The organism is Robertkochia solimangrovi, from assembly GCF_007279655.1.
Taxonomy (GTDB): Bacteria; Bacteroidota; Bacteroidia; order Flavobacteriales; family Flavobacteriaceae; genus Robertkochia; species Robertkochia solimangrovi.
In genome coordinates this window covers 196125-208566 of sequence record NZ_QKWN01000006.1, presented here as the reverse complement: position 1 = coordinate 208566, position 12442 = coordinate 196125, and the positions used below count along the sequence as shown (strand labels likewise).

Annotated in this window: 10 protein-coding genes; 3 read left to right on the top strand and 7 right to left on the bottom strand. The window is 43.3% G+C overall.

Going from position 1 to position 12442, the window contains the following annotated elements; genetic code table 11:
• Window positions 1-15: 15 nt before the first annotated feature.
• The 4 genes from DMZ48_RS09240 to DMZ48_RS09225 all read right to left on the bottom strand — a co-directional run bounded on the left by DMZ48_RS09240 (window position 16) and on the right by DMZ48_RS09225 (window position 6389).
• Window positions 16-819, bottom strand: coding sequence for a TrmH family RNA methyltransferase (locus tag DMZ48_RS09240; RefSeq protein WP_143954851.1), 804 nt, complete (start codon window positions 817-819; stop codon window positions 16-18).
• Window positions 820-916: 97 nt separating this feature from the next.
• Window positions 917-2224, bottom strand: coding sequence for an amidohydrolase family protein (locus tag DMZ48_RS09235; protein WP_143954850.1), 1308 nt, complete (start codon window positions 2222-2224; stop codon window positions 917-919).
• Window positions 2225-2230: 6 nt separating this feature from the next.
• Entirely contained in the window at window positions 2231-5239 is a 3009-nt protein-coding gene (locus DMZ48_RS09230; protein WP_143954849.1) for an amidohydrolase family protein, read from the bottom strand.
• Window positions 5240-5321: 82 nt separating this feature from the next.
• Entirely contained in the window at window positions 5322-6389 is a 1068-nt protein-coding gene (locus DMZ48_RS09225) for a DUF3810 domain-containing protein (RefSeq protein ID WP_143954848.1), read from the bottom strand.
• 171 nt (window positions 6390-6560) lie between these two features.
• On the opposite strand from DMZ48_RS09225, the gene DMZ48_RS09220 reads away from it, so the two are divergent.
• Window positions 6561-6899: a hypothetical protein gene (locus DMZ48_RS09220; protein WP_143954847.1), complete on the top strand. Its 339-nt coding sequence runs from the start codon at window positions 6561-6563 to the stop codon at window positions 6897-6899.
• A gap of 87 nt (window positions 6900-6986) precedes the next feature.
• Window positions 6987-8450 (top strand): aminoacyl-histidine dipeptidase, encoded by a 1464-nt coding sequence (locus DMZ48_RS09215; protein WP_143954846.1) that lies wholly within the window; start codon window positions 6987-6989, stop codon window positions 8448-8450.
• A gap of 102 nt (window positions 8451-8552) precedes the next feature.
• Here the strand turns inward: DMZ48_RS09215 and DMZ48_RS09210 are convergent, their stop codons facing one another.
• Genes DMZ48_RS09210 through DMZ48_RS09200 form a run of 3 tightly spaced genes read right to left on the bottom strand, consistent with a single transcriptional unit; the run spans window position 8553 to window position 11261 of the window.
• Window positions 8553-9665, bottom strand: coding sequence for a peptidylprolyl isomerase (locus DMZ48_RS09210; RefSeq protein ID WP_143954845.1), 1113 nt, complete (start codon window positions 9663-9665; stop codon window positions 8553-8555).
• 23 nt (window positions 9666-9688) lie between these two features.
• Entirely contained in the window at window positions 9689-10246 is a 558-nt protein-coding gene (gene gldI / locus DMZ48_RS09205; RefSeq protein ID WP_143954844.1) for a gliding motility-associated peptidyl-prolyl isomerase GldI, read from the bottom strand.
• Between the two features lies 1 nt (window position 10247).
• Window positions 10248-11261, bottom strand: coding sequence for a DHH family phosphoesterase (locus tag DMZ48_RS09200; RefSeq protein WP_143954843.1), 1014 nt, complete (start codon window positions 11259-11261; stop codon window positions 10248-10250).
• A gap of 75 nt (window positions 11262-11336) precedes the next feature.
• Between DMZ48_RS09200 and DMZ48_RS09195 the strand changes: the two genes are divergently transcribed.
• Window positions 11337-12371: an alkaline phosphatase D family protein gene (locus DMZ48_RS09195; protein WP_143954842.1), complete on the top strand. Its 1035-nt coding sequence runs from the start codon at window positions 11337-11339 to the stop codon at window positions 12369-12371.
• The last annotated feature ends 71 nt before the right edge of the window (window positions 12372-12442 follow it).

Below are 12442 nucleotides of genomic sequence, written 5' to 3'. Positions count from 1 at the left end.
TTTCGATACGTTGGTTTATAAGAATTTACGCTGGCGCTTTGCTTCGAATATAATGATTGCCGCCGATACGGAAACGTTCATAGAATCGATGGTGCCCTGCATTGGAATGATGATATTCTGGTCTGAAGCATTTAGCCAGGTTTCGGTTAATCCATCATGTTCCGTGCCCACTACTATAGCTGTAGCTTCTGAGTATTCGATCTCATGATAGGGTTTAGAAGCAGTCAGGGCAGCGCAATAAATGTATATATTCCTTGATTTGAGGAAATCGATGATCTCTGAAGTGGTTCCAGTGGCCACTTGTCTGGTAAACAAGCACCCTACGCCTGACCGAATAATATTTGGATTATAAAGGTCTGTCTTAGGGTTTGCGATGATCACTGCATCCAGGTTGGCAGCATCAGCAGTTCGGAGTAAAGCACCGATATTCCCAGGCTTTTCCGGTGCCTCAGCAATCAGGATTAAAGGGGTTTTAGTACTGAATTCCAAGTCGCTCAGCAAATGTGTTTTTGATAATGCGATACCGATAATTCCTTCGGTTGATTGCCGGTAACTCATTTTTTCATAGACGTCATCGGATACTTCAATGATCTCTGGGGATGATTTCGCAAAACCGATGAGGGATTCCACTTTATCCAGGCCGATGATTCCAGCATTGAAAAGTATTGTGGTGAATTCATAGTCACCCGAAAGGGCAAGAGATAGCTCTCGTTGTCCTTCCACGAGAAATTTTCCTGACTGCTTTCGTTTGCGAGATTTTTCGCGAAGCTGGATGATCTCCCTGATCAGCGGATTTTGAATGCTGGATATAACTTTCAATTAATTTTTTTTTCAAAAGTAAAGGAAAGTCTGTTCAAAAAAAAGAGGCTGCCTGATATCAGACAACCTCTAATCGAATGTTCAAACAACTATATAGTTATTTTTGTCCAGCATATTTGTTGGAATATCGTTTCCAGAGTGTGGTCTGGTGTGTTTCAAGACTTAAGTCACGACCCTGTATAAAAGCTTGTGGGATCTGATTTGAACGCATGTCAAGGGCATCACCTTCGCAGATGAACAAAGTTGCATCCTTGCCGGTAGCTAATGAACCTGCAAAATCATCTATACCTAGTATTTTTGCTGCATCCAGCGTGATCATTTGTAGTGCTCTTTCTTTATCCATCCCGTAGGTGGCAAAGGTTCCTGCATAGAATGGCAGGTTACGGGTGCTCATACGCTCCATCGAACCGCTGACGTCGATACTTACAGTAACTCCTTCCTTAACCAGTTCCCCGGCGAGCTTATATGGCTCTTTTACATTCATATCTTCCAGAGAAGGGATTCTGTGCGGACGGCTCACGATCACCGGTATTCCGTTATCGCGAAGCTGAGAAGCAACAGGAACCGCTCCGTCTCCACCGATAAATACGATCTTTAATCCATCGATTGTTTTAGCAAAGTTCATCGCATCGATCAGTTGCTTTTCCTGAGCTGCATTGATGTAGAGCTTCTGAGTACCGTCAAACAATCCTTGAACCGCTTCATAAGCCAGATTTCTGGGTGATTGATCCCCTTTTATATAGGTGGCAGCAGCTGCAAAGAAATCCTTTACTTTCTGAATCTGTGATTCATATTCATCATTCTTTTTGATTCCCGGATCCTCCCCGCGCCATGCACGACCTCTTCTATAGAGAGAAGGCCAGTTCATATGAATTCCATCATCGGTCTTTATAGCGGCATCTTCCCAGTTCCATGCGTCGAGTTGAACGATGGAAGAAGTACCGGTGATAAGGGATCCCCTTGGTGCGACCTGTGCCATTAGGACCCCGTTAGGTCTCATGGTTTCCACAACTTTTGATTCGGCGTTGTAAGCGATCAGACTGCGTACATTTGGAATAATTGCACCAACTTCATCGATATCATCTGTAGCTTTTACCGCATCGATCTCAACGAGCCCTAAGGTAGTGTTCAATGCGATGAATCCCGGATAGACATGTTTCCCTTCAGCAGCGATCACTTTGCTGTAAGCGCTTTTGTCTGCGGATCCCGCAGTACCTACAAAATTTATCTTTCCATCGGCAAAACCGATCGCACTGTTCTCGATGATTTCACCGTTTCCGATATGTGCGGTGGCTCCGGTGATCAGAATTGATTCCGACTGTATCGGAGCGGGTGTTTGCTGCGCATTGAGCGCTATACTGAACAGCGCGAGGCAAACCTTTAGTGTATGTTTAAAAATTTTCATGCTGTCTTATTTTTGATAGATTTCGGTGTCACAATGAAATTCAGGTTCTTCATTTCCTTTAGGAGCCTGAGTTTTCATTCCCTTGTTCTTAGCGCTGATCATCATATTGATGAGTTTGTTACGCTCCTCACTGATGCTTTTGGTCATTGCCTGCATCTGTTCATAATCGTAATAAACTTTTCCTTCGATCATTGTTTTGTCTGCAATCGCATAGATCGACAGCGGATTATCGCTCCATAGCACCAGGTCCGCATCTTTCCCTACCTTGATACTTCCGGTACGGTCATCGATGTGTAAAAGTTTAGCCGGATTGATGGTAACCATTTTCATAGCTTCTACTTCGCTGACACCTCCGTATTTTACCGTTTTTCCAGCTTCCTGATTCAGTCTTCTCGACATTTCTGCATCATCGGAGTTAATAGCTACGGTAATACCTGCGTTATGCATGATCGCAGCGTTGTATGGAATTGCATCGTTTACCTCATATTTGTAAGCCCACCAGTCTGAGAAGGTAGAGCCACCAACTCCATGTTCCTTCATTTTATCTGCCACCTTGTATCCTTCAAGGATGTGAGTAAAGGTGTTGATGTTAAAGTTGAACTGATCGGCTACTTTCATCAGCATGTTGATCTCACTCTGTACATAGGAATGGCAAGAGATGAACCTTTCTTTATTCAGAATTTCTGCCAGGGTTTGAAGTTCGATATCAACTCTTGGTTTGGTCGCCTTTTCTTTCTGACGTTTGCTCAGCCCGTTATAGGCTTTCCATTCAGCATCGTATTCCTTGGCTCTTTGGAAATAGTCGATAAACAGTTGCTCAACCCCCATACGGGTTTGCGGGAAACGGATTGTTTCTGCAGCTCCCCAGTTGGATTGTTTTACGTTTTCTCCTAAAGCGAATTTGATGAACTTAGGTCGATCCTTTACCAGCAGATCTTCAGGATCTTCTCCCCATTTCAATTTGATAAGGGCCGAACGTCCGCCGATAGGATTTGCAGAACCGTGAAGGATTTGTATGGTGGTCACACCACCGGAAAGGTTTCTATAGATATTAGAATCCTCAGAGTCAACCACATCTTCAATGGTAACTTCCGCAGAACTGTTATGTCCTCCTTCGTTAACGGCAGCTGTTGCTATATGAGAGTGTTCATCAATGATTCCTGGAGTAAGGTGTTTTCCTGTGGCATCGATGATAACAGCACCTCCAGCGCTCAGATTCTTACCGATTGCTGCGATCTTTCCGTTTTTAACCAAGACATCCGTACCTTCCAGGATACCGTCTTCTTCACTGGTCCATACCGTTGCATTTTTGAATAACACATCCTGAGATTCAGGTAGGTTACTTACACCGAAAGCTTTGTTCGGATAGGTCACCGGAAGTACTTCAGGTTTAGTGTTGCTGTCTTTTTTAGATTTTTCTTCCGGACCAGCGGTTTGTGAGGCGCTCCAGTTTACTGTGGCACCGTCTGTAAGTGTACCCTGACCTGAGAATGCCGAAGCATCGGTTACGGGTGCGGTAAGACGAACGAATTCAGTATCTCCTTTACTTTCCGGGGTGTAGAATAGATTCACCCAGCCTCCGTCATAATCCAATTTGGAAGCGATCTTATTATCATTTTGCTTGATCTCTGATTTTGGTTTACCAGGTTCTCCGGTGATAGAAAGCGTATAGGTTGTTCCGCCTACTTTCAGATCATAGGTTCCTCTGATGTCAACGGCATTCATATCGCTGATCATATATTTTTTTCCCTGAACCCAGTTTTCAAAAAGGGTAGTGGAATTATCAAAGATATCTCCCGAGGTGATCAGGAAGTTTGCCCAGGCTCCTTTTTTCAGACTTCCGGCCATATCAGCTATTCCGAGTAATTGAGCAGGAGTGGTCGTTAAGGCTTCCAGTGCTTTTTGTTCGTCAAGTCCGTAGCTGATCGCTTTTTGAACATTGCTTTTAAAATCGGCGATCTTTTTGAGATCAGCTGTAGTCAGTGTGAAAGGTACACCATGACTTGCAAGAACCGCTGGGTTTTCGGGAGCCTGATTCCACATTCTCATATCCTCAAGAGATACGAGTTGGGCCATATAAGGGTCTGTAACCTCATAAGCGTCCGGGAAATTCACCGGTATAATATAGGATGCATTACTGGCAACGATCTCGTCGATTCGTTCAAACTCATCACCTCCTCCTTTGAGGATGTAGTTCAGTTTAAATTCATCACCGATCTTATCGGCTCTAAGGTCATTGAGTTTACCTCCGGCTTCAAATATTTTAGGCAGCGATTTGTTAGCGATCACTGCTTCAAGAGCGAGGTCTTTATCTTTAGACCCGCCATCTGCATACCACTGCGCATCGAAATATACCTGACGAATCAACGCCATAGCACCCATCAGTGAACCCGGATAGGATTGTCGCGTAGTTCGGCTGCGGCTAAATGAAAGATGTTCCGCAGCGCTTTTAGAAATTATTCTTTCATTGTCGGTACCGTCACTGTTCAAGGCAACAAGCATACTGGTACCACGCATGATCCCATCATTCATATGTGTATTGACAATACCAAATCCGGCATTGACCAATTGCTTGGCCTGTCCTTTATCATAAGAATAATGTTCGATGGCTTTCTGGTCTGAAAGGATGTGGTCATTCCAGTAGTACCCTTCTCTGGAGGCGTCATATTGAGGTGTTCCGCTACGTCCGCCACCCTGTACCGGTTTAACCTCTTCCATTCCGAACGAAGTGTAAAGGTCGATGAATGAAGGGTAAATAGATTTTCCATTCAGGTCCGTAACCAATGTGTTTTCTGGTATTGAAACTGTAGTTCCTGCATCGATGATAACCCCGTCTTTGATGAGAAGGGTTCCTTTTTCAATGATCTTTCCCGGACTAACAATGATCCGGGCATTTGTAAAGGCTTTGTAACTGTGATCGGAGTTACTGACTCCGTCATTCTTGGGTATGTATTCCTGGGAATACCCAATAAACCCGCAACATAGTAGTGCCAGCAGGTATCGTTTAAATTTCATATTTTGATTGGATTAGAAAGTTAGTTGCATAAAAATAAAATAACTAAAAGATTGTATTATAGTGTTTGGTTTTTTTTAACATTTATATCTTACGGTCTTTGTAGTAATTTACAAGTAATGCAACAACGTAATTGTAACTTTTTATTCCTTCTTTCTGATTGTTAGCCTTCAGGTAGGTGTTAAAAGTAGATTTAAATACCGGTTCGGCACTGTTCTTATGACGTTGCCAAAAGCGGGCAACCTCCAGATAGTTCTCGATGATCCCGTAATTGAGCTTTTTATTGTATTCCTCGAAGATTTCCTCATCCCTGCGCTTGATCTCGCCAAGGCAATATCGCAGGATGTAGATGTGGCCTGAATATTGAAAGTAGATGTCTTCGTTATGAACCGCAGCGAGATACCCAACAAAATTAGCTTCGTTTTCTGCGGAGTAGCCGATTTGATGTGCTTCTTCATGACAGCTTACCGTAGGGTATTTGAAATCGATCTGTAGTCCGTTTACCTGTGCCTCATTGGTGAATGGATTCAGGTAACCGCTGTATCCCATATAGGTGAGTGCAGTGCTGTACAGTGAAGTCTTAATGCTTCTTGGGTGATAAGCGAAATCGGGAATTTTTTTCTCAAGATTCTTATAACCTTCCGAAGTCATTCGGTATATGGTGCTTTTATTATATGGGATCTGCACAGGTAAACTGTCATTCTCGACAATTTCATTGTGCAGAGCATTGCATTTCAGGATCAAACGGTCTGTGAAATCCAATAGCTCTTCGGTTGAGTATTCATTGTCCAGGCCAAGTTTTTCATGAATCGGTAATCGGTAATAATTCATGCCCCAGAATAGGTGAAATACAAAATAGAAGATTGAGATTCCAACGAACATTTCCCGGAAGAAGTGACGGGTACGTTTAAAGAATAATGGTCCCTTTTGAATGAAAAAGCGAACGATCAGGATGCCAAGAATGGTATAGAAGATATCACCTACGGAGAAAGGGATCCATCCGAATACATATCGGAAGCCTGCAGACAAAAAACGATAAAAACCATTGCTGTAATAGTCTTCGACCCAATTCGGATGCTTTCCCAGCCATTTTATGATTATGATCTGAGGGATGAGGGACAAGGCTATTATCGTTCTGAGGTTTTTAGTCATAGCGCCAAAAATAGTAAATAGAATTACGTGGGAGGGAAGGTAATCGATGACAAACCAAAATAAAACTGTGTTAGTGACGTGCACCTTGCGGTGCTTAGTGTCGATCCTGATCGCTGGCGCGATCAGTTCTCCAGTGTCGCGGGTTGTTTTGCTGGCGCAAAACTTCCTTGAGTGACCTTAGTGCTCGCTTCGCCTCGCCTTGATGGATTTACTGGCGTAAATAATGGGTTTGCTTTGCCTCGCCTTTATGGATTTACTGGCGTAAATCATGGGTTCGCTTCGCCTCGCCTTTATGGATTTACTGGCGTAAATCATGGGTTTGCTTTGCCTCGGCTTTATGGATTTACTGGCGTAAATAATGGGTTTGCTTCGCTTCGCCTTGATGGATTTACTGGCGTAAATAATGGGTTTGCTTTGCCTCGGCTTTATGGATTTACTGGCGTAAATTATGGGTTTGCTTCGCTTCACCTTGATTGTTTTGCTGGCGTAAATCTTTATTTATGGGGTTAATTTTTTAAGATTCGGTATCAAAAAGATTCTCGGGTTGAGTGAATGAGATTCATTAATTACCTTTGTGCTGAACCAAAAAAGATGTAAATGAATTCAGAAATACGTCTTCTGGAGCCTCGTGAGGTCTGGAAGAACTTTGCGGACCTTAATGCGGTACCCAGAGCTTCAAAAAAAGAAGAGCGGGTGATCGCTTTTATGAAGGAATTCGGACGAAATCTCGGACTTGAGACTTTTTCGGATGAGGTGGGTAATGTTATTATCAGAAAACCTGCGACCCCCGGAATGGAGGGGCGGAAAACCGTGGTCTTGCAATCGCATCTGGATATGGTGCACCAGAAAAATAACGACACTGATTTTGATTTTAACAGTCAGGGTATTGAAATGTTTGAAGAGAATGGCTGGGTAAAAGCTAAAGGAACGACTCTAGGGGCTGATAATGGATTGGGGGTTGCCGCGATTATGGCGATCCTCGAAAGTAAAACGATTTCACATCCTGCTATTGAAGCCCTTTTTACGATCGATGAGGAAACAGGTATGACCGGAGCGATGGGATTAAACGGAGGTGTGCTTAAAGGTGAGATCCTCCTGAATCTTGATACTGAAGAAGATGATGAGATCGATATCGGATGTGCCGGAGGAATCGATGTTACCGCAAGTCGTACCTATCGCGTGGAAGCTACTCCTGAAGGGGTGATCGCCTGTAAGATCACGGTTAAAGGATTGCAAGGCGGACATAGTGGAATGGATATTCACAGAGGTCTTGGAAATGCCAATAAAATTATGAACCGTCTGTTATTCGATGGTTTTGAGAATTTCGGACTTCGAATTTCAATGATCGATGGAGGTGGACTTCGAAATGCGATTCCTCGGGAAAGTGAAGCGATTGTCGTGGTCGATAAGATCCACCATGATGCCTTTGCTTTTGAATTTAATCAGCTTGCCACTGTTATTAAGAAGGAACTTCAGGTAACAGAACCTTCACTTACGATCACCGGGGAAGTGGTGGAAGTACCGGAAACTGTCATGGAACTCGGGGTGCAGGAAGGTATTACTAGAGCCATTTATGCCGCTCATAACGGAGTTTATTGTATGAGTCCGGATATGGAAGGGTTAGTGCAGACCTCTAATAATATTGCCAGAGTGAAGATCGGTAACGGAAAGATCAAGGTGCATTGTCTGACCAGATCTTCCGTGGAGTCTTCCAAAACAGATCTTTCTAATACTCTAAGAGCTGTATTCGAGCTTTGTGGTTGTTCAGTGGAATTAAGCGGGAGTTATCCCGGCTGGAAGCCGAATATGGGAAGTGATATCCTGAAAGTGTTGCAATCAAAGTATGAAGTGCTTTTCAAGAGCACTCCTAATGTGGTTGCCTGTCATGCAGGACTGGAATGTGGGATATTGGGGCAGAATTATCCGGATATGGATATGATCAGTTTTGGTCCGACCATCAAAGGAGCGCATTCTCCCGATGAGCGTGCGGAGGTAGCTTCAGTGCAGAAATTCTGGGAATTTACCAAAGCTATACTTGCTGATATTCCGAATAAAGAATAATACTACTAATGGTATAAATGACACTGGTGATATAAAGTGACACTAGTGAAACTAATGTATGTCACCAATATCACTAGTGTCACCAGTGTTACTAATAGGGTCTTATTCCTGTATATCTACCATTTCCAGATCGAATACCAAATCTGTGTTCGGAGGAATAGGACCGTATCCTGCTTCTCCGTATCCCAGATGAGAAGGAATGAAGATTCTTATTTTTTCTCCTTTATGTAACAGGAATAATCCTTCTTTGAATCCTGCTACCAATTGTGCATCCGGACTGATCTTCATAGGAACAGGGCGATAGGCTCCTGCCGCTTTCTTTTGTGGGTTTACACTACCGCAATCTTCTGCGACCTCCAGCCAACTGGTGTCGAAAAGTTCTCCACTTTCGGCATAATATCCGGCATAGTTGATCAATGCCGTTTGATTCAATGAAGGCTTTTCATCAGTACCGGGAGTGAGTTGAATGAATTTTAATCCGGTCTTAGTTGAGTCAGCTATGGCCTCCTGAGTTTTGAACTCATCAACCAATGCCTGACGGGCCTCAGCTATCTTTTTAGCTTCCGCTTCAGCTTTGCCAAAATACTCCGCCAAAATAGCCTGATCATCGAATTTTCTCGCCTCTTTTCCGTTGCGAACGATAACTACATGATTCATCACAATATCAGTCTCCGGACGACTAGGATTTGCCTTGCTCATAGGAGCATCTGCAATGCTGTCAATGACTTCCAGGCCTTTTACGACTTCTCCGAAAACAGTATGTTTACCATTGAGGTGCGGTGTTGGAACCTGAGTGATGAAAAACTGACTTCCATTGGTATTTGGTCCGGCATTGGCCATGGATAATATTCCTTTTTTATCGTGTGTAAGTGAATCTACAAACTCATCCTCGAATTTGTATCCCGGACCACCTCTTCCGGTTCCGGTCGGGTCGCCTGACTGGATCATGAAATCCTTGATGACCCTGTGGAATATGACACTGTCATAATATTTCTTCCCTTTTAAATCTTCGCTGACATACGTGTTGGTTCCTTCTGCTAAGGAAACGAAGTTGGCAACGGTCAATGGGGTTTCTTTATAGAATAATTTTACAACGATATCTCCTTTGTTGGTCTGGATATCGGCAAAAATCCCATCTCCTAGATCAGCATATTTTGTGCTGGAACAAGACTGGATAATCAGTGTTAGTAATAATAAGAAACTAAACTTCTTCATGGTAAGTAATTAATTGAAATTTATCAGTTAGAATTTGCGTTGTTTTCTTTTTTGATCTCCAAAAGACTGATCGTACTGATCAGTGGCTCATTGGTACCGATACGCTTTTCATCGCCGTGATAGCCGTATCCCATGGAAGATGGAAAATAGAATGTGGCTGTTTCACCGGTATTCATGAGTTTTACCGCGGTACGGAGGCCGGGAAACAAGGCTTCTTTGTCGATACGGAATTCAACGATTCCAATATCGTCGTTGGTGTAGATCGTGTCTTCGGTTAACGTTCTGACATTGTATGTAATCTTTACAACATCACCCTCTTCCGGGGATATCGTATCTTCGGCATTCTCGGTATTGTAAAAGTATTGATAGCCGTTCTGAGAAACTATATAGGTGTTGATCGAGTCTGATGCAATGATAGAATCGATAAGCGTTTCCTCATAGTCGAGCAGGCTTTTATTTCTTTCGATGGAAGAACGCATAAAGCTCCCTGATTTACTGCTTACCGGCCGACGTGCATCCGGCTGACTGCAAGCTGTAGTAGTCAATGCGATTATTCCTATGATGAAGACAAATTTTTTCATACTACGACAATTGATCTTTGTATAAAGGTAATAGGGATTTGAATTTTTTCTTCGTTTCTTCTAAAGAAAGTTCACTACGACCTCCGGCAGCATTGATATGTCCGCCACCATTAAAGTGATCTCTGGCAAATTGATTTACGGAGAAATCGCCCTTGGAGCGCAGGGAGATCTTTATGATCTGTTCCTGGGCACTTTCGATAAGGATCACCGCGAAACGGATTCCCTTCATACTTAACCCGTAGTTTACAAAGCCTTCCGTATCTCCTTTTTTGAAATTGTGCCGGTTCAATTCCTCCGAATTCAGTGTGATAATGGCCGTGTGATATTCAGGCAGGGTTTCCAGATTGGATAAGGCACAACCCAAGAGTTGAAGTTTATCCGGTGAGTTCGAATCAAAAACTGCATTGTGTATCGCAGCGTTATCGGCCCCTTTATCGATCAATTCAGCAACCACCCGATGCGTTGTGCTACTGGTGGAGGGGAATCTGAAAGATCCGGTATCGGTCATGATCCCGGCGTATAAACAGCTGGCAATAGCTGCATCCACAGCGTGTGTTTCTTCTAATGTATCCAGAAAATGCCAGACCATTTCACAAGTGCTGCTCATCATGACATCGGAATACTGTAACCAGGCATAGTCTGATGGCTGTTGGTGATGATCGATCATGATATATTTTCCTTTGAAGTCTGCCAACGCAAACTGAAGGTCTCCTATACGGCTGAGATCATTAAAGTCAAGTGTGAAAATAATATCGGCTTTATCTATGGCATTTCTGCAGCTTTCCCGTTGAGATTCATAGTTGATCACCTCTTCGGTACCCGGCATCCATTTAAGGAAATCCGGATAATCATTGGGTGCAGTAATTGTTGCATTATGCCCCTTTTTCTTAAGGTAAAGAAATATGGCCAGACAGGCACCGATAGCATCGCCATCCGGGTTCTTATGCGGAATGATCACGATATTTTTGGGGTCTGTCAGTAACGATTTTAAGGCTGCTGTCTTTTGCTCTGTCATAGCGTGCTAATATACGATTTAATAATATAATAGTTTAAAAAGTAGTAGTACATTTGTAGAGCATAAATTAAACTGATGCGTACTATTTACTACACGATACTGCCATTGCTTTTGTTGATGGGGTGTGGTTCTTCGAAGTCTTCTGAGGCCCGCTATCCATTACGTGATGGGGATTTTGTGATCGCATTCGGATCCTGTAACCGGCAGACGGAAGAGAACTATCTCTGGGACGATGTGCTCGCTTTTGATCCGAATATCTGGATCTGGGGAGGTGACAATATCTATGCAGATACGGATGATGTTCGTGAGATGCGAAAGGACTACGAAGAGCAACGATGGCAGCATGGCTACAGGGATCTTACCAAGCAGGTGGAGGTTATCGGAACCTGGGATGATCATGACTATGGAGCGAATGATGCCGGTGAAGAATACCCGATGAAGAAAGAATCTCAGGAGTTATTTCTGAATTTTATGGAGGTTCCGAAAAATCATCCCAGGAGATTCAGAGAAGGTGTCTATGAAAGTTATGTGTACCCGACGGCTGAAGGTACTGTTAAAGTGATCGTTCTCGATACACGTTACTTCCGGAGCCCGCTTACCCGGAACCTTGGCGAGAGTGGAAGAAAATATATTCCAAACAATAATTCAGAGGGTACGATTCTCGGAGCACAACAATGGCTCTGGTTCACGGAACAACTGAAGGATTCTGAGGCTGATTTCAATATTATCGTAAGCAGTATTCAGGTGCTGTCAAACAAACATGGATTTGAAACCTGGGGGAATTTTCCTAATGAGGTGAAACGACTTTTTGACCTGATCGCTGAAAGTCAGGCTAAAGGAGTGATCCTTTTGTCAGGCGACCGTCATATATCTGAATTCTCGCAGATCAATATTCCAGGTGTGAACTACCCGCTGATCGATTTTACTTCAAGCGGACTAACCCATACCTATACCGAATTCGAGGAAGAGGAGAATCCTTATCGAATCGGAAGGGTTGTGAAGAATAAAAGCTTCGGACTACTAAAACTGAATTTCAGATCAAAGACCGCTACCATGGAAATGATCGGTAATAACAAACAGGTTTATCAGGAATACAAGCAAGCGTATTGATGTAGTCTTGGCTAGTGACACTGATGATACGGGTGACACAGATGACACTAGTGTCACTAATAATACTATTG

What these genes read in the sequence shown, in the direction of transcription:
- gldI (WP_143954844.1), bottom strand. Translation starts at nt 10,246, where the DNA reads ATGAAAAAATTTGTCTTCATCATAGGAATAATCGCATTGACTACTACA.
- DMZ48_RS09195 (WP_143954842.1), top strand. Translation starts at nt 11,337, where the DNA reads ATGCGTACTATTTACTACACGATACTGCCATTGCTTTTGTTGATGGGG.
- DMZ48_RS09235 (WP_143954850.1), bottom strand. Translation starts at nt 2,224, where the DNA reads ATGAAAATTTTTAAACATACACTAAAGGTTTGCCTCGCGCTGTTCAGT.
- DMZ48_RS09210 (WP_143954845.1), bottom strand. Translation starts at nt 9,665, where the DNA reads ATGAAGAAGTTTAGTTTCTTATTATTACTAACACTGATTATCCAGTCT.
- DMZ48_RS09230 (WP_143954849.1), bottom strand. Translation starts at nt 5,239, where the DNA reads ATGAAATTTAAACGATACCTGCTGGCACTACTATGTTGCGGGTTTATT.
- DMZ48_RS09200 (WP_143954843.1), bottom strand. Translation starts at nt 11,261, where the DNA reads ATGACAGAGCAAAAGACAGCAGCCTTAAAATCGTTACTGACAGACCCC.
- DMZ48_RS09215 (WP_143954846.1), top strand. Translation starts at nt 6,987, where the DNA reads ATGAATTCAGAAATACGTCTTCTGGAGCCTCGTGAGGTCTGGAAGAAC.
- DMZ48_RS09225 (WP_143954848.1), bottom strand. Translation starts at nt 6,389, where the DNA reads ATGACTAAAAACCTCAGAACGATAATAGCCTTGTCCCTCATCCCTCAG.